Origin of the sequence: Brevundimonas basaltis (assembly GCF_014202075.1) — a bacterium.
GTDB lineage: Bacteria > Pseudomonadota > Alphaproteobacteria > Caulobacterales > Caulobacteraceae > Brevundimonas > Brevundimonas basaltis.
In genome coordinates this window covers 435,389-454,836 of sequence record NZ_JACHFZ010000002.1, presented here as the reverse complement: position 1 = coordinate 454,836, position 19,448 = coordinate 435,389, and the positions used below count along the sequence as shown (strand labels likewise).

Genomic DNA, 19,448 nt, shown 5'->3' with positions numbered 1-19,448 from the left:
AGCAGACGGCTGAAACCTTGGCCATGCAACCCACGGCCACGCTTGGCGTTTGCGCCTGAGATTTCGACCTTGAACGGGACCTGACATGAAGACGATCATCACCCTCGGCCTCGTCGCCGCCGCCCTCGCGGTCTCGGCCTGCAACACCGTCGCCGGCGTCGGCCGCGACGTCCGCGCCGCCGGCGACGCGGTCACCTCGGGCGCCGAGAGCGCCAAGCGGTAGGGCCTGTCATCCCGGATGCCGCGAAAGCGGCGAGCCGGGACCGAACGGGCTTCCATGAGGGCCCCCCGGAAAGTTCCGCACGATTGTCCGGGAGACGACGATTTCACGCCCGAACGTCCCCGATCTCCGCTTCGCGTCGTCGGGGATGACAAGGGGCCGAACGGCAGACGTTCCGAACCGCCGCTAGGGGTGGAAAGCGGACCCATGCGGACTGCGTGTTCGCCGGAGAGTAGTACGCCGGTTCAACTTCGGGCATGGTTTCATCGGCAACTGCGGGGGTGAAAATGCGTGTGAAAATGACCGGGCTAGAGTTCCGGCGGTTCATGGATGGGTTTGGCTTGGCGATCCTGATGCTGGGCTTTCTCGTTTGTGCTGTTCTGCTGGTCGTTGCGGTGATGCCCCTGTTCGGAGTTCGACCAACTCCGACGCCCCCGTTGGCTTTCCAAGGCTTGGTGCTGATCGCGCTAGGAGGCTGCCTTCGGCTGCTCGTTCGGATTGATAAAAGGCTTGAAAGAAGAAGTTCCGATCCAGAGGCGAACGTCGGCTAAGGGGCGGGAGCGGACTGTCGCCTAAGGGCGGGAAGCGGACTTCGTTTCGGACAGCCGAGGCAATCGACGGAATACTTCCTCAGCCAGGAGCAAGCCCAAGCCGCTGCAGAGCAGCAGTATGACCCATCCTGGTCCGCTTACCCCCATCCCATCGACGAAGAACAGCAACCCGACGGTGATAGCCACCCCCGCCAGAAAGGTCGCGAGAGATCGTTTCATGGTGCCCCCCTGCTACGCGGATCAACTCAACGATAAGTGATGTTGGGCGAGCCGGCGAGTGTCCGCAACGGGTCGAGAGCGGCCATTGGCATCCACCCGAACACCGGACTTACCCGCCCCTCCCCGTCATCCTCGGGCTTGACCCGAGGATCAGATCGTCCGGCGCTCGGTGACGGCGCTTGCGGTCACAGGCGTCGGGCCGTCCCCGTCGCACAGCCCGGTCCCACGCCTGATCCTCGGGTCAAGCCCGAGGATGACGGTGGAGGTATGAGCGTCAGTAGCTGACCCCGGTCAGATAGAGCCCGTCCGACGGCGCGACCGGCCCGCACGCCGCGCGGTCCTTCGCCGCCAGCGCCGCCGCCACTTCGTCCACCGCCCAGCGCCCTTGGCCGACCTCCGCGAGGGTCCCGGTCATGGAACGGACCTGGCGGTGCAGGAACGATCGCGCCTCGAACACCAGATGGACCTCCTCGCCAACACGGGAAACGCCCGCCACGTCGAGGGTCTTCTCAGGCGATTTCGACTGGCAGTTCACATCGCGGAAGGTGGTGAAGTCGTGCAGGCCGACGAGGGCCTGGGCCGCCGCGTGCATGGCGTCGGCGTCGAGCGGTTTCTTCAGGTGCCAGACCCGGCCGCGGTCCAGCGCCGGGCGGCCGGGCCGGTTGAGGATGCGGTAGAGGTAGCGCCGCCCGGTCGCCGAGAAGCGCGCGTGCCACTCCGGGTCGGCCTCGACGCAGTCCAGCACCGACACCGCCTCCCCGACCATATGGGCGTTGAGGGCGTTCATCACCGTCTTGGCCGGCCAGGGCTTGTCCAGATCGACGCCGATCACCTGACCCGTGGCGTGGACCCCGGTGTCGGTGCGCCCGGCGGCGGCGATGCGCACCGTCTCGCCGCAGAAGGCGGTGATGGCCCGCTCGATCGCGCCCTGCACCGTCGGCTGGTCGGTCTGGGCCTGGAAGCCGTTGTAGCCCCAGCCGTCGTACTCGAGGGTGAGGCGATACCTAGGCATTTCCTTGTCTCCCTACCGCTCGCCCCGCGGGGGCTCGCTACTTGAGGGAGGCAGCACCGTTCCGGCCGGGATGGCGAAGCCGCGGAGCATCTCGTCGGCGGGCTGGGCCGCCTTGCCGGGGCGCTGGACCGTCAGCAACCGGACGACGCCGTCGCCGCAGGCCACGCGCAGGCCCCCGTCCCGGCCAGCGTCCAGCACCTCGCCGAGCTCGCCCTCGCCGGGGCCGGAGACGCGCGACATCAGCGCCTTGATGCGGACCGGGCCGTCGTGGCCGGGGGCCTCGAACCATGCGCCCGGGAAGGGCGACAGGCCGCGGATGTGGGCGTCGATCTCCGCCGCCGGACGGGTCCAGTCGATGCGGGCTTGAGCCGGGGTGATCTTGCGGGCGTAGGTCGGTTCGCCGGTCTGGGGCGTCCCTTCGACGGCGCCGCGCTCGATGGCGGCGAGGGCGCGCGGCCACAGGCTGGCGCCGGTGTGGGACATGCGGTCGGACAGGGTCGCGGCGGTGTCGTCGGGGCGGATGTCCATCACCTCCGACAGCAGGATGGGACCCTCGTCGAGGCCCTCGGACATGCGCATGATCTGGACGCCGGTCTGGCGGTCGCCGGCCATGATGGCGCGCTGGATCGGGGCGGCGCCGCGCCAGCGCGGCAGCAGGGAGCCGTGCAGGTTGAAACAGCCCAGCCGGGGCGCGTCGAGCACCTCGGCCTTGAGGATCTGGCCGTAGGCGACGACGCAGGCGGCGTCGACCTGAAGGCTGCGGAAGGTCTCGATGGCCTCGGCGGACTTCATCGAGTCGGGGGTGAAGACCGGCAGGCCCATGGTCTCGGCGAAGGCGTGCACCGGCGAGGGGGTCAGCTTCTGGCCCCGGCCGCGCGGCTTCGGCGGCTGGCTGTAGACGGCCACGACCTCGTGGCCGCTGGCGATCAGCTCGGCCAGCGAGGGCACGGCGAAGTCGGGGGTTCCCATGAAGGCGAGGCGCATGGGCAGGCTTTGCCTCAGGCGAAGCCGAGGAACAAGGCGAGGGCGCGATTGACGGCCGTCAGCTGCTGCGGCGACAGTTCACCGATGACCTCCCTGATCCGGTCGCGCCGCACCGTCTGCACCCGGTCGCCAAGCACCTGGGATGTATCTCGCAACCCGTTCGTGGGATCGGGTTCGATGGTGATGCGGATGTCGTCGAGTTCGGTCAGCGTCGTCGTCATCATGGCGACGGTCACGGACGTATGATCGGCATAGATGTCGCTCTGAACGACAACGGCCGGACGGACCTTGCCGTAATCGCCCTTCGTGACCGCGATCACGACATCGCCGCGTTTCAATCGAAATCACCCCAGTCGGCGAATTCGTCCAGTTCCTCGAGCAGACGCGCTTCGCGCGGATCGGTTCGCAAGGCCTCCAGCTGACACCGGACCCGCTCGGCGTAGCCGGGCGCGCGCGTATCTGGCACCCACATTTGCACGGGACGAAGGCCTTGCGCCCTCAGGGCGGACCGGTGATCGGCGACACGGCGGGCTGAACTCGTCATGCGTTACATGTAACACACGGAAGGGGCGTTCACCAACCTCAGTCGAAGCGCGTGAAGACGCCGCCGCCCTCGTCCCATTCGCCGCCAGCATCCAGCGCGTCGTCGAAGCTGAGCAGGCGGTCGATCAGCAGGCCGGCGACCACGCCGACGGCGGCGACGGCGACCAGGGAGACGACGCTGGCCACGCCGACCTTTTCGTTGCGGGTCAGACGGCGGCGGCCGGAGGGGTCGACGATGCGGTCGCGGTTGCGCTTGAGGCGGGCCATCAGGCGGCCATCCTCGCGGCCTTCCTGACCTTGGCCACGGCGCGTTCGCGCTTAAGCCGGGACAGGTGGTCGATGAACAGCACCCCCTCTAGGTGGTCCATCTCGTGCTGGATGCAGACGGCGTAGAGGCCGTCGCACTCTTCCTCGACCGGCTCTCCGGCGTAGTTCATGTATTTAATGCGGACACGGGCCGGGCGTTCGACGGCGTCGTAGACGTCGGGCACCGACAGGCAGCCTTCCTCGTACTGGAACAGTTCGTCCGAGCTCCAGACGATTTCGGGATTGACGAAATAGCGCGGATTGCGGCGGGCCTCCTCGAAGGCGGCGCGGGCCTCGTCCGTGGCGTCCTCGCCCGGCTCCTCGACACCCTCGCGGTCGCCCAGGTCCATGACGATGACCCGGCGGGTGTCGCCGACCTGCACGGCGGCGAGGCCGATGCCGGGGGCGTCGTACATGGTTTCGAGCATGTCATCCATCAGGGCGCGCAGCTCGTCCGTCACCGACCCTTCGACCGGGCGGGAGACCTGCTTCAGCACCGCCACGTCGGCGGCGTTGTCGATGGTGAGGATGCGACGGATGGCCATGGCCGGGAGGTAGGCGGCGCGGGCCCGAACGTCAAGATATCCGAGCGCTGTGCTCGGTTATGCCGCGGCGCCGGGCAGCACCCCGGGCAGCGCTCTTGGCTTCTTGTCGTCGCCGATGGCCACATAGGTGAATACGCCCTCGGTGACGCGCATGACCTCGGCGTGGGCCACGTTGCGCGACCGCTTCCAGGCCTCGACGTGGACCCGGATGGAGCTTCGCCCCGCCTTCACCACGGCCGCGTAGATCGACACCTCGTCCCCGACCGCCACGGGCTGGTGGAACACCATGGCGTCGAGCGCCACCGTCACGCAGCGGCCCTGGGCCAGTTCGAAGGCCGGGGTAGCGCCGGCCAGGTCCATATGGGCCAGCAGCCAGCCGCCGAAGATGTCGCCCTCGGGGTTGGTGTCCGCCGGCATGGCGATGACCCGGCCGACGAGCCGGCCCTGCGGTTGGCTCATCAGAAGGCGCTTTCGCCGGTGATGGCACGGCCCAGGATCAGGGCGTGGACGTCGTGGGCGCCCTCATAGGTGTTGACCGTCTCGAGGTTCATGGCGTGGCGCATGACGTGCATCTCGCCGGTGATGCCGGCCCCGCCGTGCATGTCGCGGGCCTCGCGGGCGATGGCCAGGGCCTTGCCGCAGTTGTTGCGCTTCATCATCGAGATGGCCTCGGGGACCCAGGCGCCCTGATCGAGCAGCCGGCCGAGGGCCAGCGCCCCCTCGAAGCCGAGGAAGATCTCGGTCTGCATGTCGGCCAGCTTCTTCTGCACCAGCTGGCGGGACGACAGCGGGCGGCCGAACAGCATGCGCTCGCCGACATAGTCGCGGGTGGCGTGCAGGCAGAATTCGGCCGCGCCCATGGCCCCCCAGGCGATGCCGTAGCGGGCCTTGTTGAGGCAGGAGAACGGGCCGCGCAGACCTTTCACGCCGGGCAGCAGGTTCGCATCCGGCACGAAGACGTCGTTCAGGCCGATGTCGCCGGTGATCGAGGCGCGCAGGCTCAGCTTGTCGCCGATCTTGTCGGTGGTGAAACCGTCCATGCCGCGCTCGACGACGAAGCCGCGGATCACGTCGTCGAGCTTGGCCCAGACCACGGCGAGGTCGCTGATGGGACTGTTGGTGATCCAGTATTTGGCGCCGTTCAGGCGGTAGCCGCCGTCGACCTTGACCGCCCTGGTCTTCATCGAAGCGGGGTCGGAGCCGCCGTCGGCCTCGGTCAGGCCGAAACAGCCGATCACTTCGCCGGCCGCCATCTTCGGCAGGAACCGCATCTTCTGCTCTTCCGAGCCGAAGGCGAAGATGGGGTACATCGCCAGCGACGACTGCACGCTCATGGCCGAGCGATAGCCGCTGTCGACCGCCTCGATCTCGCGCGCGATCAGGCCGTAGGCGACGTGGCTGACCGACGAGCCGCCGTACTGTTCCGGCAGCATGGCGCCGAGGAAGCCCATCTCGCCCAGCTCGGTCATGATCGACTTGTCGAACACCTCGTCGCGGAAGGCCTCGATGACGCGCGGCAGCAGCTTCTCGCGGGCGTAGGACCGCGCCGCGTCCTGGATCATCCGCTCGTCGTCGGTCAGCCGGCCCGACAGGTCCAGCGGGTCATCCCAGCGGAAGGTCTTGGCGGGAGAAGCGGAGCCGTCGGCCATGGGATGGTCTTTCCTTGAGCGGGCGCGGATTTCGGCGGTCGCGATGCCGACCCCCTGTTCTGCGGCGCGGTTTAGGCCAGAATGGCGGCCGCGGGTAGAGGGAGCGCCCGCGACACGCTAGGCTGCCGGGATGATTCAGACCTTCAATCGACTGTTTGTGGACCACCCTCGCGAGGTGAAGGAGAGCTATCTCCACCACATGGCGGCCTCGTCGCGGTTCGGGTTGCGCCTCCTCAAGCTGGCCGGTTGCGCGTTTCTGCATGCGCTGGTGCCGGGAGTGCACAAGGCCACGGTGTCCAAGGCCGTCTGCTGCATGGCCGAGGAGATGGACGGCCGGGCCCGCGAGGCCCAGGAATGCCGCATGCGCAACGCCGGGGTCTGGGACCCGGGACTCTGAGCGTGACGCAGGGACCGCTGGCCGGCGTTCGCGTCCTCGACCTCAGCCGCGTGCTGGCCGGGCCGTGGGCGACGCAGACCCTGGCGGACCTGGGGGCCGAGGTGATCAAGATCGAGCGGCCGGGGGCCGGCGACGACACCCGCCACTGGGGGCCGCCGTTCACGACGAAGGCCGACGGCTCGAAGGGCGACGCGGCCTATTTCCTGTGCGCCAACCGGGGCAAGAAATCAGTCGAGCTGGACATCGCCACGCCCGAGGGGGCCGGGATCGTCCGTGAGCTGACGAAGACGTGCGACGTGCTGGTCGAGAATTTCAAGACCGGGGGGCTGAAGAAGTACGGCCTCGACTTCGCGGCCCTGTCGGCGATCAATCCGAAACTGGTCTATTGCTCGATCACCGGCTTCGGCCAGGACGGGCCGGACGCGCATCGCGCCGGTTACGACTACATGATCCAGGCCATGGGCGGGCTGATGTCGGTGACCGGCCAGCCGGACGGCGCGCCGGGGGCCGAGCCGATGAAGGTGGGCGTCGCCGTGGCCGACCTGTTCACCGGCCTCTACGCCTCCAACGCCATCCTCGCCGCCCTGCTGCACGCCCGCGCGACGGGACAGGGCCAGCATATCGACATCGCCCTGTTCGACGTCCAGGCCGCCATGCTGGCCAATCAGGCGACCAACTTTTTCGTCTCCGGCAAGACCCCGACGCGGATGGGCAACGCCCACCCCAACCTGGCCCCCTACCAGCCCTTTCCTTGCACGGACGGCATGGTCGTCATCGCCGTCGGCAACGACGGCCAGTTCCGCGCGCTGGCGAGCGCCCTGGGCGCGCCGGGCCTCGGCGCCGACCCCCGGTTCACGACCAACGCCCTGCGCATCGAGCACCGCGCGGTGATGACCGCCGAACTGTCCGCCCTGACCGCCGGCCACAGCATGCAGACGCTGATGACGGTGCTCGAGGCGGCCGGGGTGCCCTGCGGCCCGGTCAATACGGTGGATCAGGTGTTCGACGAGCCGCAGGCCAGGCACCGCGGACTGGAGGTGACCCAGGCCCGCCCCGACCTGTCCGCCACGGTCCGCACCGTCGCCTCGCCGATCCGCCTGTCGGCCACGCCCGTCGCCTACGACCGCCCGCCGCCCGCGTTGGGCGAGCATACGGAGGAGGTGCTGCGACAGCTGGCCTCCGATCGCCGATAGGGAAGGCGTCAGCGCCCGACGAGGAAGCCCAGCCCGATGACGGTCAGGATGGCCACAAGTCCCGCCTTTCGGGCGGGTCTCGGCGAAACAGGATCGGCATCCTCGATCCGCTCGGCGCCGCCCCGAAGCGCCTCCAGCAAGGCTCGGGCCGCGTCGGCCTGACTGTCGGGCACTGACAGGTTCACGCCACCGAGCGCCTGCAGGACGAGGAAGTTGACCTTCGCGTGCTCGGCCCCGCCCAGCACGGCGTCATAGCCCTCGGCTCTCAGCCGGGACGCCACGATCTCGGCTTCATAGACATCGGCGAAGCGGGCTATCTCGATCATTCCGCCGCCTTCCCGTCCAGCCAGGCCATGATGCCGGAAACAGCTTGCCCTACAGGTCCAGCAGCGCCCGCGCCGGGTCCTCGAGCAGTTCCTTGATCCGGACGAGGAAGGTCACCGCCTCCTTGCCGTCGACGATGCGGTGGTCGTAGCTCAGGGCCAGGTACATCATCGGCCGGATCTTGACCTCGCCGTTCACGGCCATCGGGCGCTGGACGATGTTGTGCATGCCGAGGATGCCCGACTGCGGCGCGTTGAGGATCGGCGTCGACATCAGCGAGCCGTAGGTGCCGCCGTTGGTGATGGTGAAGGTGCCGCCCTGCAGCTGGTCGAGGGTCAGGTCGCCGTCGCGGGCCGCCTTGCCCAGCGCCGCGATGCCCTTCTCGATGCCCGCCAGCGACAGCGCGTCGGCGTCGCGCAGGACCGGCACGACGAGGCCCTTCTCGGTGCCGACAGCGATGCCGATGTCGTAGTGGTTCTTGTAGATGATGTCCGTGCCGTCGATCTCGGCGTTGACCGCCGGGATTTCGTGCAGGGCCTGCACCACGGCGCGGGTGAAGAAGCTCATGAAGCCGAGCTTGACCCCGTGGCGCTTCTCGAAGGCGTCCTTGTACTGGCTGCGCAGGGCCATGACCTCGGTCATGTCCACCTCGTTGAAGGTGGTCAGCTGGGCGGCGGTGTTCTGGGATTCCTTCAGGCGGCGGGCGATGGTCTGGCGCAGGCGGGTCATCTTGACCCGCTCCTCGCGCGGCTGATCGGCGCGCGGGGCGGCCGGAGCAGCGGCGGCCGGGGCCGGGGCGGCCTTCGGCGCGGCGCCCATGGCGGCGAGAGCGTCGCCCTTGGTGATGTTGCCCTTGGGTCCGGTGGCCTCGATGGCCTTCGGGTCGAGGTTGTTCTCACTGACCACGCGCTGCACGGAGGGCGACAGATGGGGGGCGTCGCCCTTCGCCGGGGCCTTGGCCGGCGCCGGTGCGGCGGCGGACGGCGCGGGAGCGGCTCCGGCCTCCGAGGCCGCGATGCTGCCGATCTGCTGACCGGGAGTCACGGTCGCGCCGGAGTCCGCCTCGATGGTCAGGACGCCGGCGGCGGGGGCCGACACCTCGACGGCGACCTTGTCGGTCTCGATCTCGACCAGCAGTTCGTCCTTCGCGACGGTGTCGCCGGACTTCTTCAGCCAGGTTCCCATCGAGCCCTCGGCGACGCTCTCGCCCATGGTCGGGGTCATGATCGGCACCGTCTGGCTCGCGGCGGCGGCGGCCGGCGCCGACTCCGCAGGTTCCGCCTTCGGCGCCTCGGCTTTCGGGGCCTCCGCCTTCGGGGCCGCCGGCGCGGCGGCCGCGCCCTCGCTGACCACGCCCAGCACGGCGCCCGGGATCACCGTCTCGCCGTCGGCGGCCCTGATCTCGGCCAGGGTCCCGTCGGCGGGCGACACCACCTCGAGCGAGACCTTGTCGGTCTCCAGCTCGACGAGGACCTCGTCCTTCTTCACCGGATCGCCGGCCTTCTTCGTCCACTTGCCGATGGTGGCTTCGGTGACGGATTCGCCGAGGGCGGGGGTGAGGATGTCGGCCATGGAGAGGGCTCTTTCAGGTTCGTTCGTGTGTCATCCCGGAAACGGCGCCGCCGTCGCCCGGGACGCTTATCAGGCGAAGGCGTCGGTCAGGAAGGCGTCGAGTTCTTTCAGGTGCCGGCTCATCAGACCCGCGGCGGTCGAGGCCGAGGCCGGGCGCCCGACATAGCGGGCCCGTTTGGCCTTCACGTCCATCTTGTCGAGCGTCAGTTCGAGCCACGGATCGACGAAGGTCCAGCCGCCCATGTTCTTGGGCTCTTCCTGGCACCAGACCAGTTCGGCGTTGGGGAAACGGGCCAGTTCGGTCATCAGCGACTTCATCGGCCACGGATAGAACTGCTCCAGCCGCATCAGATAGACGTCGTCGCCGCCCTTGCCCTCGGCCACGTCCTTCTCGCGGCGCTCCAGCAGGTCGTAATAGACCTTGCCCGAGCACAGCACGACGCGGCGGATCTCCGTATCGCCCTTCAGCGTGACCCCCGCGACGGCGGGCCGCGTCTGGGCGTCGTCGTGCAGGACGCGGTGGAACGAGCTGCCCTCGGCCATGTCGGCGAGGGTCGAGACCGCCTTCTTGTGCCGCAGCAGCGACTTGGGGGTCATGATGATCAGCGGCTTGCGGAACGGCCGGTGCATCTGGCGGCGCAATATGTGGAAATAGTTGGCCGGGGTGGTGCAGTTGGCGACCTGGATATTGTCCTCGGCGCACTGCTGCAGGAAGCGCTCGAGCCGGGCCGACGAATGCTCGGGTCCCTGCCCCTCGTAACCGTGCGGCAGCAGCATGGTCAGCCCGCACATGCGCAGCCATTTGCGCTCGCCCGAGGTGATGAACTGGTCGATCACGACCTGGGCGCCGTTCACGAAGTCGCCGAACTGGGCCTCCCACATCACCAGGGTGTTGGGGTCGGTCAGGGCGTAGCCGTATTCGAAGCCCAGCACGGCCTCTTCCGACAGGGCCGAGTCGATCACCTCGAACTCGGCCTGACCCTCGCGCAGGTTGTTGAGCGGGACGTAGCGGGCTTCGGTGGTCTGGTCGACGATGCCCGAATGGCGCTGGCTGAAGGTGCCGCGCACCGAGTCCTGGCCCGACAGGCGCACCGGGAAACCCTCGTCCAGCAGGGCGGCGAAGGCCAGGCTCTCGGCGGTGGCCCAGTCGATGTTCTCGCCGCTCGAGATCATCTCGCGCCGGCCGTCCATGACGCGCTTCAGCGTCTTGTGCACGTCGACGTCGTTGGGGAGCGTTGTCAGCCGATGGCCGAGCTCGGACAGCTTCGCCGCCGGCACGGCGGTCTCGCCGCGGCGCTCCTCGCCGTCGGGCTGCCCGATGCCGGTCCACTGGCCGTCCATCCAGTCGGCCTTGTGCGCCTTGAAGGTCTTGCCGGCCTCGAACTCGGCGTCGAGGAAGGCCTCGAACCGCTCGATCTCGGCATCGACCTCGGCCTGGGTGATCACACCCTCGGCGATCAGCCGGTCGGCGTAGATCTCGCGCGTCGACGGCAGGGCGCGGATCTTCGAATACATCACCGGCTGGGTGAAGGTCGGGTCGTCGCCCTCGTTGTGGCCGAAGCGGCGGTAGCAGAACATGTCCACCACCACGTCCTTGTGGAATTTCTGGCGGAACTCGGTGGCCACCTTGGCGGCGAAGACCACCGCCTCGGGGTCGTCGCCGTTGACGTGGAAGATCGGCGCCTGGACCATCAGGGCCACGTCCGAGGGATAGGGCGAAGAGCGGCTGTTGCGCGGGCTGGTGGTGAAGCCGATCTGGTTGTTGACGACGAAATGCATCGTCCCGCCGGTGCGGTAGCCCTTCAGCCCCATCAGGGCGAAACATTCGGCGACCACGCCCTGGCCGGCGAAGGCGGCGTCGCCGTGGATCAGCAGCGGGGCGACCTTGGACCGGTCCAGCGCCCACTGCGCCTCCGGCTTGCCGGCGTTGGCGGCGCGGATGTCGAAGGCCTGTTTCGCCCGCGCCTTGCCCAGCACCACCGGATTGACGATCTCGAGGTGGGACGGGTTGGCGGTCAGCGACAGGTGGACCTTGTTGCCGTCGAACTCGCGGTCCGAGCTGGCCCCCATATGGTATTTGACGTCGCCCGAGCCCTCGATGTCGGACGGGACGGTCGAGCCGCCCTGGAACTCGTGGAAGATGGCGCGGTAGGGCTTGCCCATCACCGCCGCCAGGGTGTTCAGCCGGCCGCGGTGGGCCATGCCGAGCACGATCTCGTCGACGCCCAGGGCCCCGCCGCGCTTGATGATCTGCTCCAGAGCCGGGACCATGGCCTCGCCGCCGTCCAGACCGAACCGCTTGGTGCCCGGGAAGCGCTTGTGCAGGAAGCGCTCGAACCCTTCGGCCTCTATCAGCTTGTAGAGGATGGCCAGCTTGCCTTCCCGGGTGAAGGCGTTCTGCTCGAATTTGTCGGCGCCCTCGAAGCGCGCCTGCAGCCACGACTTCTCCTCCGGCTCGGCGATATGCATGAACTGGATGCCGATATTGCCGCAGTAGGTGCGCTTCAGCAGGGCCAGAACCTCGCGGATGGTGCCGGTCTCGATACCCAGCACGCCGTCGAGGAAGATCGGCCGGTCCATGTCGGCCTCGGAGAAGCCGTAGAACTCCGGCGTCAGCTCGGGGTTCTCGGTCGGCTGTTCGATGCCCAGAGGGTCCAGCGTCGCCTGTAGATGGCCGCGCACGCGATAGCTGCGGATCAGCATCAGGGCGCGGATCGAATCGTGGGCGGCGGCGCGGATGGCCTCGGCCGAGACGTCCGCGGCCGGGGCGGCCTGACCCTTGGCGGCGGCGCCGGCCTTTTTCGGATCAGGCTTCGGCCCCATCCTGGACTCCGGCCAGCGGCCGTCGAACACGGCGGCTTCCTCGGTCGGCTCGGCCGCGCCCGAACGGCCCCAGCCCCCGGCGGCGCTGGCGGCCTTCACCGTCTCGGCGTTGTCCCTGAGCTGGTCGAAGAAGGCGCGCCACTCGCCCGACACAGAGGCCGGATCGGTCGCCCACTTGTCGTGCAGGTCCTCGATGAACGAGGCGTTCGAGCCATACAGGAAGCTGGTCTCGGCAAAGACCTGGTTCAGCCGACCGGCATCGTCCGCCATTGTTCTCGTCACGTCCCTTGGGCGGTCCGCGCACGTCCGCGCGAAGCCGGCGCCGCTGGTATAGGCGCTGTTTCCTTATGGGTCATGACCGAATGGGGGCGAAAGGGGGGAATTTCTCCCGAATCCCCCGAAATTCACCCGATTTTTGTCCCGCTATCGGGACAGACAATCAGCCCTTGAGCACCTCAACGAGGGTCGATCCCAGCCGCGCCGGGGACGGCGAGACACGGATGCCGGCGGCTTCCATGGCCGCGATCTTGGACTCGGCGTCGCCCTTGCCGCCCGAGACCACGGCCCCGGCGTGGCCCATGGTCCGGCCCTTGGGCGCGGTGCGTCCGGCGATGAAGCCGACCATCGGCTTCTTGCGGCCCTTCTTCGCCTCGTCGATCAGGAACTGGGCCGCGTCCTCCTCGGCCGCGCCGCCGATCTCGCCGATCATGACGATCGACCGGGTCTCGTCGTCGGCGAGGAACAGTTCCAGCACGTCGATGAATTCGGTGCCCTTGACCGGGTCGCCGCCGATGCCGACGGCCGTGGTCTGGCCGAGACCCTCGTTGGTGGTCTGGAATACCGCTTCATAGGTCAGAGTGCCCGAGCGAGAGACGATGCCAACATTGCCCTTTTTGAAGATCGAGCCCGGCATGATGCCGATCTTGCACTCTTCCGGGGTCAGGATGCCCGGGCAGTTCGGGCCGAGCAGTCGCGACTTCGAGCGGTCCAGCCGGGCCTTGACCCGCACCATATCCAGCACCGGGATGCCCTCGGTGATGCAGGTGATGAAAGGCACTTCGGCGTCGATGGCCTCGATGATGGCGTCGGCGGCGCCCGCCGGCGGCACATAGATCACCGTCGCGTCGGCGCCGGTGGCCTCCTTCGCTTCCGCCACGGTCGCATAGATCGGCAGGGTCTCGCCCTCCGACCCGTGCCAGTTCTCGCCGCCCTTCTTCGGGTGCACCCCGGCGACCATCTGCGTGCCGTAGTAGCGAAGCGCCTGCTCGGTGTGGAAGGTCCCGGTCTTGCCGGTCAGGCCCTGGACGATGACCTTGGTGTTCTTGTCGACGAGGATGGACATGCGGATTTCCGGTGTTTGCTGAGGCGTGACGGTCGAACTGGACGTCAGTTCGCCGGACGGGTTCGGGCCAGTTCGTAGCGGAAACTGGTCGGCTTGCTGGTGGTGACGATGGCGTAGCTGGCGGCGGTAGGGGCGTCGGGTTCGCGGGCGACCTTGCGGCCGTTCCGCACCTCCCAGCTCCACATCCGCGACGCCCCCTCAACGCGCTGCGGGGGCAGGCCGACCCACTGTTCGATCTCCGGCGACGCGTCCCGGGTCGGGGTCTGGCGGAAGCCGAAGAGGTTGCAGACCTCGGTGGCGAAGGCCGCATCGCTGTCGGCGGAGAGGCCGGTCATCAGAACGAGAATGCCGGCGGGCGTAGCCCCGATCCGTCCGCGCGCGCCGACGACCGAGGTCGAGTCAGCCAACTCCTGCAGCCGTTCGGGCGGAATCTCGCCCCAGCCGGCCGCGTCGGCGACCGCCTCGGCCCGGGCGGCGTCGGCGTCGGTGTCGAGGCACATCGCCCTGAACAGGACGAAGTACTCGTCGGCCGCCGCCGGGGCGGCGGCAAGGCCGAGGGCCGCCGCCAGCGCGAGGGCGAAGACCGGCCCGCGGCGCATCGGCCGGTTGGCGCCGAAGCCTTTGCTGGTCCTGTCGTCGAGAATGGACATGGGCGGCTCGTTTTCCATCAGGCAGGGAGAAAGGGGTTTTCGACGCGAACCGACCCGTAGGTCTGACCGTGGCTCAGGCCTTCGGAATAGAGGACGCGTGCGCCGAGGCGTTCGGCGGCGGCGATGATGGCGCCGTCCCAATCGCTGATCTGATAGCGGCGGGCGTGGTCGATGCCGGCCAGCACCACCTCGGGCGTCACGGGCTGGCAGGGCTTCATCGCGACGATGCGGACCCATTCGCGAGCCTTGTCCGGGGTCAGGGGCGTTGCGCCCTTCCGGGTGGCGTTGTTGTAGAATTCGGCCAGCACCTGACCGGAGGTGCAGTAGTCCTCCGTCAGCACGATCTCACGCGCCCGCGCCCACCGATGACCAGCGTGATCGCGGCCCAGGGCGGCGTAGAGCAGGATGTTGGTGTCGAGGAAGACCTCAGAATTCGCGATCAAACCGTGGTTCCCCGCTGTAGGTCTCTTCCCGGGTGGGGGGACGCCAGCCCTCACCCCCGCGGCCTTCGGACTCGTCGATCAGCTTCAGCAGGGCTTCGCGAGCCTCGTCTTTCGACTGCTCCTGTTCCACCAGTCGGGTCAGGAAGCCGCGCACCATCTCGTTGACGCTGGTCCGCTTCATGGCCGCCAGCACCCGCACCTTGTCCAGCAGGTCGTCGTCGATCGCGAGGGTCAGGTTGCGGGTCACGGCAGAGAGCTACACGGGTTATGTGTGGCACACAATCCGTGGAGCGCCCTCACCAGAAAACATAGCGGCGGACCAGGGTCACGCCGGTCTCGCCGGGCTTCGGCGCGAGCAGATCGGTTTCGACATACTGGTCCGGGTTGTTGCCGTTGACCCAGCGCCATTCGGCGAACTGCCCCAAGGGGGCGGCGGCGGTGACGGTGCCGGGAAAGGTGCCGATCCCCATGCCGTCATAATAGCCTTCCCTGTACTCGCGCAGCATCGCCGTGGCGTCCTCGCGCGTCGCCCCCTCGATGTGCAGCACGCAGCTGACCGCCGAGGTAAAACGGCGCTGGTCGCCATCCCAACCGCCCCGGATGTTGCGGCCGTCCTTGTCGGGGATGGTAAGGAAGCGGGAGTCGTGCACGCCCGGCTTGAGCTGACCGATCCAGAGCGTCGCCCGCACAGGCTGTCCGTCACGCCCGGTCAGGCGCCGGCTGCTGACCCAGCGCGAATCCCGCACCTCCCCGTAGCGGGGATCCGCAACCGGCGCCCCGTCGTCGGGACCCAGTTCCAGTTCAGCCGCCGTCCGTTCGAAATAGGCGAACGACGCCCCGTCCGACATGGCTCCGGTCGGGCAAAGTGCCTCGAGATGGGCGCGCGGCATTTCGTTCAACCGGATCAGCTCGGCGGCGGTTGGCGGCCCGGCGGGGGCGGGCTCGCCGCCACAGGCCGACAGCAAACCGGCCAAACTGAGGGCAGCCACGAACCGCTCACGGGACCCAATCATCTTCATCGCCTGACACCTCGAACGACGGGTCGTCGGACCCACGGAACGCTCCTCCGTCACGGCGGCGATCGCCGGGCCAGGCCAGAACCCCGTCAGTGTGGAAGTGGACCGCGCGACCGGTCAACCCGCGAACGCGGGTATCCCGTCGGGGATCATGGAGGGGCCCGGATGCCGCAACCCCTCCAGAGGGCAGACTAAAAGCCGTTGATGGTCAGGACGAACAGGCCGGGTCCAGACGTCACCCCACCGCCGCCACGATCTTCTGGGCCGCGTCGTCGAGGTCGTCGGCCGCCGTGATGGCCAGGCCGGACTCGTTGAGGATGCGCTTGCCCTCGTCGACATTGGTGCCTTCGAGGCGGACCACCAGCGGCACCTTCAGGCCCACTTCCTTCACGGCCGCGACCACGCCCTCGGCGATGACGTCGCAGCGCATGATGCCGCCGAAGATGTTGACCAGGATGCCCTGCACGGCCGGGTCGGCGGTGATGATCTTGAACGCCGCCGCGACCTTTTCCTTGGAGGCGCCGCCGCCGACGTCGCAGAAGTTGGCGGGCTCCTTGCCGTACAGTTTAATGATGTCCATCGTCGCCATTGCGAGGCCGGCGCCGTTGACCATACAGCCGATGTTGCCGTCCAGGGCGACATAGGCGAGGTCCCACTCCGAGGCCTCGATTTCCTTGGCGTCTTCCTCGGTCTCGTCGCGCAGCGCCTTGATGTCCTCATGGCGGAACAGGGCGTTGCCGTCGAAGCTGACCTTGGCGTCCAGCACGCGCAGGCGGCCGTTGGTCATGACGATCAGCGGATTGATTTCCAGCATCGACATGTCCTTGTCGACGAAGGCCCGGTACAGCGTCGGGAACAGGGTCTCGCCGTCCTGGGCCGCCGCGCCGTCCAGCTTCAGCGCGGCGTTGATCGTGGCCACGTCGCCCTCGGTGACGCCGGCTTCCGGATCGATGACGATGGTCTGGATTTTCTCGGGCGTGTCGTGGGCCACGGCCTCGATGTCCATGCCGCCCTCGGTCGAGACGACGAAGGCGATGCGGCCGTACTGCCGGTCGACCAGCAGCGAGCAATAGAGCTCGCGCTCAATGTCGGCGCCGTCCTCGATATAGAGTCGGTTGACCTGTTTGCCGGCGTCGCCGGTCTGGGCGGTGACGAGGGTGTTGCCCAGCATCTCCCTCGAGTGGGCCACCACCTCCTCGATCGACTTCGCCAGGCGCACGCCGCCCTTGGCGTCGGGGCCGAGCTCCTTGAACTTGCCCTTGCCGCGCCCGCCGGCGTGGATCTGCGATTTCACGACGTACAGGGGTCCGGGCAGTTGCTTCGCCGCCGCTTCGGCCTCGTCGGCCGAGGTGATGGCCACGCCGGCCGCGACCGGGGCGCCGAAGCCCTTCAGGACCTGCTTGGCCTGATACTCGTGAATGTTCATGGATGCCGCCTTCGGGGAAGAGTCGCGCGCTTATAGGACCCGGGCCTTCGCGGGTGCAACCGCCTGGCGCGCGCCGGACAGCGAAACGCCCCCCGCCGGTCGGGCAGGGGGCGCGTCAGGCGGCGGGCGAACCCGGCCGGCTTACTTGACCGGACGGATGGCGGTCAGGCTGGTGCTGTCCGCCTCGCTGGTGACCTGGACGAAGGTCACGTCGCCGGCGCGATAGGCGTCGGCGTCGGGGGCATAGGCGTAGAGACCCGGGTTGGCCTCGACGGCCATCGACACGCCGCCCAGCATGGTGGCGATGCCCGTGGTCAGTCCCGGCTCGGCCGGCAGGCTGGTCAGCATACAGGCCAGACGCTTGCCGTCCGGAGCGGCCTGTTCGCCGACGACCAGATTGCGCTCGACGCCCGCGGCGGTGTGGGTCCAGACGGTCAGGCCGTCCTGCTGGACCGGGGCGGACCAGGCGCCCTGGGCGGCGGTGGCGGCGGTCACCGCCGCGACATCGCCCTTGGTGGCGAGGCAAAGGGTCTTGAAATCGTCGGCCGGCGCCGGGGCGGCGGCGGTCACGGCGGCGAACAGAAGCGTGGCGATCATCAAATCGTACTCTTTCGGCGTAGGGGGGAGGAACCGGGCGCCGCGACGCCCGGCGAGGTTCAGTCTGCCTCGAAAAACAGCCTCAATAAGGCGGCGGGGCGGCGGAGGCCGGACCCGGCCGCTCCGGCTTGGCCTCCCCCGAAGGCGGATCAGCGCACCCAGTCGCGTTCGATGGTGCGCGCGGCGAGGAGGAACAGGACCCCGGCCACCACATACAATGACGCGCCCAGCATGATCGAATACCGCAGCGCCTCATCGCCGAACTGCGGCGTCAGCAAGGTCGAGACCTCGCCCAGCACATAGACGCCCCCGCCGATGCCCAGCAGATTGTTGATCAGCAGGAAGATCGCCGAGGCCATCGCCCGCATGTTCGGCGGGGCCAGGTGCTGGAATGCCGACAGGGTGGGCCCAAGCCAGCTGAGCCCGAGGGCCGTGGGAATGAGGAACAACAGCACCGCCAGCATCGCCGACGGGGCGAGAACCCCGGCGACATACATCGGGAAGGCCAGCAGGAACGCCACGGCGGGGACCACGGCGTAAGCGGTTTTCCTGCCCTTGCCGAGCCAGTCGGCCAGCACCCCTCCGGCTATGATCCCGAGGCTTCCCCCGAAGAACAGGACGGCCCCGAACATCCATCCGGTTTCGATGATGTCCAGTCCGAAGCTGCGCGCAAAGAAGCTGGGCAGCCAGAAGAACACGCCATAGCCCATCATCGACGAACAGGACGCTCCGAGCGTCAGCAGCCAGAACGACGGCTTTTTGGAGAGGTGTTTCAGCGTCGCCACGAGGCCGGGGCGGGACTCGGTCTCCAGCGCCTTGCCCGCCAGGCCCTCGCCTTGCTGGGGGGGATGTTTCAGCTCGGGCGCGGCCGCCTTGCCGGAATCCAGCCCGCCGCGAACAGGCTCGCGCACGAAGAACAGGAACAGGGGTGCGAGCGCCAGGCCCGCCAGGCCGACGATGACGAAGGCGGCGCGCCAGTCGAGATTCTCGCCCATGGCCCCGCCCGCGATCTGGGCGCCGGCGATCACGCCGAAAGCGCTGCCGATGGGAATGCCCAGCGAGTAGAACGCCAGGGCCCGGGCCCGGCTCTGGGGCGGGAAGTAGTCGGCGATCAGCGAATAGGACGGAGCCACGCCTCCGGCCTCGCCGACCCCGACGCCAATGCGCGCGGCGAACAACTGCCAGAAGTTCTGGGCGAAGCCGCAGACGGCCGTGAAGGCGCTCCAGAACGTCAGGGAGATGGCGATGATCCGCACCCGGTTGGTCCGGTCGGCCAGCCATGCGATCGGCACTCCCAGCGTCGAATAGAGCAGGGCGAAAGCGATGCCGCCCAGCAGACCCAGCTGCCGGTCCGAGAGGTCGAGTTCCTCGCGGATCGGGATCGCCAGGATCGAGATGATCTGGCGATCGAGGAAATTGAACGCATAGACGAGGAACAGCATCGCCAGCACCCAGTAGCGGTAGCGCGGGCGTGCGGCCGGATTGGCGGCGACCGTATCGGTCATGACGTTTCCCTCGACTTGTCTGTTCGTTGGTCGGAACGGTAGCTGCGCCGTGGCGCGGCGTAAAAGAAAAAGGGCGGCGGCTCAGGTGAACCGCCGCCCGTGATCACATGCGATCAGGCTTCAGGAGTCTT

The 19,448-nt window shown here is 68.3% G+C and carries 23 protein-coding genes; 4 read left to right on the top strand and 19 right to left on the bottom strand.

Going from position 1 to position 19,448, the window contains the following annotated elements:
- Positions 1 to 85: 85 nt before the first annotated feature.
- Together HNQ67_RS06715 and HNQ67_RS06710 are read left to right on the top strand one after the other, a co-directional pair.
- Complete coding sequence (locus HNQ67_RS06715) at positions 86 to 223, top strand: entericidin A/B family lipoprotein (RefSeq protein ID WP_183253626.1); 138 nt, start codon at positions 86 to 88, stop codon at positions 221 to 223.
- 254 nt (positions 224 to 477) lie between these two features.
- Positions 478 to 771 (top strand): hypothetical protein, encoded by a 294-nt coding sequence (locus HNQ67_RS06710; RefSeq protein WP_183253624.1) that lies wholly within the window; start codon positions 478 to 480, stop codon positions 769 to 771.
- 493 nt (positions 772 to 1,264) lie between these two features.
- Here HNQ67_RS06710 and truA read toward each other — a convergent pair whose 3' ends face one another.
- From truA to HNQ67_RS06670, 8 genes are read right to left on the bottom strand one after another with little or no spacing between them, the layout of a single operon-like run.
- Positions 1,265 to 2,002 carry a tRNA pseudouridine(38-40) synthase TruA gene (truA, locus tag HNQ67_RS06705; RefSeq protein ID WP_183253622.1) on the bottom strand — a complete coding sequence of 246 codons (738 nt, stop codon included), beginning with the start codon at positions 2,000 to 2,002 and terminating at the stop codon, positions 1,265 to 1,267.
- Positions 2,003 to 2,014: 12 nt separating this feature from the next.
- The gene (gene fmt, locus HNQ67_RS06700) at positions 2,015 to 2,986 is read right to left on the bottom strand and encodes a methionyl-tRNA formyltransferase (protein WP_183253620.1); all 972 of its coding nucleotides are present in this window, start codon (positions 2,984 to 2,986) and stop codon (positions 2,015 to 2,017) included.
- Positions 2,987 to 3,000: 14 nt separating this feature from the next.
- A complete protein-coding gene (locus tag HNQ67_RS06695; protein WP_183253618.1) occupies positions 3,001 to 3,324 on the bottom strand; it encodes a type II toxin-antitoxin system PemK/MazF family toxin in 324 nt (107 codons plus the stop codon).
- Entirely contained in the window at positions 3,321 to 3,530 is a 210-nt protein-coding gene (locus HNQ67_RS06690) for an antitoxin MazE family protein (RefSeq protein ID WP_183253615.1), read from the bottom strand. The genes HNQ67_RS06695 and HNQ67_RS06690 overlap by 4 nt, the downstream gene beginning before the upstream one ends.
- A 38-nt stretch (positions 3,531 to 3,568) precedes the next feature.
- On the bottom strand, positions 3,569 to 3,796 hold the full coding sequence (locus tag HNQ67_RS06685; protein ID WP_183253613.1) for a hypothetical protein: 228 nt from the start codon (positions 3,794 to 3,796) through the stop codon (positions 3,569 to 3,571).
- On the bottom strand, positions 3,796 to 4,380 hold the full coding sequence (def, locus tag HNQ67_RS06680) for a peptide deformylase (RefSeq protein ID WP_183253611.1): 585 nt from the start codon (positions 4,378 to 4,380) through the stop codon (positions 3,796 to 3,798). Before def ends, HNQ67_RS06685 begins: the two co-directional genes overlap by 1 nt.
- 57 nt (positions 4,381 to 4,437) lie before the next feature.
- The gene (locus HNQ67_RS06675; RefSeq protein WP_183253609.1) at positions 4,438 to 4,839 is read right to left on the bottom strand and encodes an acyl-CoA thioesterase; all 402 of its coding nucleotides are present in this window, start codon (positions 4,837 to 4,839) and stop codon (positions 4,438 to 4,440) included.
- On the bottom strand, positions 4,839 to 6,029 hold the full coding sequence (locus HNQ67_RS06670; protein WP_183253607.1) for an acyl-CoA dehydrogenase: 1,191 nt from the start codon (positions 6,027 to 6,029) through the stop codon (positions 4,839 to 4,841). Before HNQ67_RS06670 ends, HNQ67_RS06675 begins: the two co-directional genes overlap by 1 nt.
- Positions 6,030 to 6,159: 130 nt before the next feature.
- On the opposite strand from HNQ67_RS06670, the gene HNQ67_RS06665 reads away from it, so the two are divergent.
- Complete coding sequence (locus HNQ67_RS06665; RefSeq protein WP_183253605.1) at positions 6,160 to 6,426, top strand: DUF6356 family protein; 267 nt, start codon at positions 6,160 to 6,162, stop codon at positions 6,424 to 6,426.
- A gap of 2 nt (positions 6,427 to 6,428) precedes the next feature.
- Positions 6,429 to 7,619 (top strand): CaiB/BaiF CoA transferase family protein, encoded by a 1,191-nt coding sequence (locus HNQ67_RS06660; protein ID WP_343054839.1) that lies wholly within the window; start codon positions 6,429 to 6,431, stop codon positions 7,617 to 7,619.
- 8 nt (positions 7,620 to 7,627) lie between these two features.
- On the opposite strand, the gene HNQ67_RS06655 is transcribed toward HNQ67_RS06660, so the two are convergent.
- The 11 genes from HNQ67_RS06655 to HNQ67_RS06605 form a co-directional block, all read right to left on the bottom strand.
- Positions 7,628 to 7,945 carry a putative signal transducing protein gene (locus tag HNQ67_RS06655; protein WP_183253600.1) on the bottom strand — a complete coding sequence of 106 codons (318 nt, stop codon included), beginning with the start codon at positions 7,943 to 7,945 and terminating at the stop codon, positions 7,628 to 7,630.
- Between the two features lie 49 nt (positions 7,946 to 7,994).
- A complete protein-coding gene (odhB, locus tag HNQ67_RS06650) occupies positions 7,995 to 9,515 on the bottom strand; it encodes a 2-oxoglutarate dehydrogenase complex dihydrolipoyllysine-residue succinyltransferase (protein WP_183253598.1) in 1,521 nt (506 codons plus the stop codon).
- A 69-nt stretch (positions 9,516 to 9,584) separates the two neighbouring features.
- Positions 9,585 to 12,608, bottom strand: a complete 3,024-nt coding sequence (locus tag HNQ67_RS06645) for a 2-oxoglutarate dehydrogenase E1 component (RefSeq protein WP_183253596.1) — start codon at positions 12,606 to 12,608, stop codon at positions 9,585 to 9,587.
- Positions 12,609 to 12,777: 169 nt separating this feature from the next.
- Positions 12,778 to 13,680, bottom strand: a complete 903-nt coding sequence (gene sucD, locus HNQ67_RS06640; protein ID WP_183253595.1) for a succinate--CoA ligase subunit alpha — start codon at positions 13,678 to 13,680, stop codon at positions 12,778 to 12,780.
- A 44-nt stretch (positions 13,681 to 13,724) separates the two neighbouring features.
- The gene (locus tag HNQ67_RS06635; RefSeq protein ID WP_183253593.1) at positions 13,725 to 14,330 is read right to left on the bottom strand and encodes a hypothetical protein; all 606 of its coding nucleotides are present in this window, start codon (positions 14,328 to 14,330) and stop codon (positions 13,725 to 13,727) included.
- A gap of 17 nt (positions 14,331 to 14,347) precedes the next feature.
- On the bottom strand, positions 14,348 to 14,773 hold the full coding sequence (locus HNQ67_RS06630; protein ID WP_183253591.1) for a PIN domain-containing protein: 426 nt from the start codon (positions 14,771 to 14,773) through the stop codon (positions 14,348 to 14,350).
- Positions 14,757 to 15,020, bottom strand: a complete 264-nt coding sequence (locus tag HNQ67_RS06625) for a ribbon-helix-helix protein, CopG family (RefSeq protein ID WP_183253589.1) — start codon at positions 15,018 to 15,020, stop codon at positions 14,757 to 14,759. The genes HNQ67_RS06630 and HNQ67_RS06625 overlap by 17 nt, the downstream gene beginning before the upstream one ends.
- A gap of 49 nt (positions 15,021 to 15,069) precedes the next feature.
- Positions 15,070 to 15,762: a hypothetical protein gene (locus HNQ67_RS06620; protein WP_183253588.1), complete on the bottom strand. Its 693-nt coding sequence runs from the start codon at positions 15,760 to 15,762 to the stop codon at positions 15,070 to 15,072.
- Between the two features lie 262 nt (positions 15,763 to 16,024).
- Positions 16,025 to 17,215: an ADP-forming succinate--CoA ligase subunit beta gene (gene sucC, locus HNQ67_RS06615; protein WP_183253587.1), complete on the bottom strand. Its 1,191-nt coding sequence runs from the start codon at positions 17,213 to 17,215 to the stop codon at positions 16,025 to 16,027.
- A 141-nt stretch (positions 17,216 to 17,356) separates the two neighbouring features.
- Positions 17,357 to 17,812, bottom strand: a complete 456-nt coding sequence (locus HNQ67_RS06610; RefSeq protein ID WP_183253586.1) for a hypothetical protein — start codon at positions 17,810 to 17,812, stop codon at positions 17,357 to 17,359.
- Between the two features lie 149 nt (positions 17,813 to 17,961).
- Positions 17,962 to 19,317, bottom strand: coding sequence for a spinster family MFS transporter (locus tag HNQ67_RS06605; protein WP_183253585.1), 1,356 nt, complete (start codon positions 19,315 to 19,317; stop codon positions 17,962 to 17,964).
- Positions 19,318 to 19,448 lie beyond the last annotated feature (131 nt).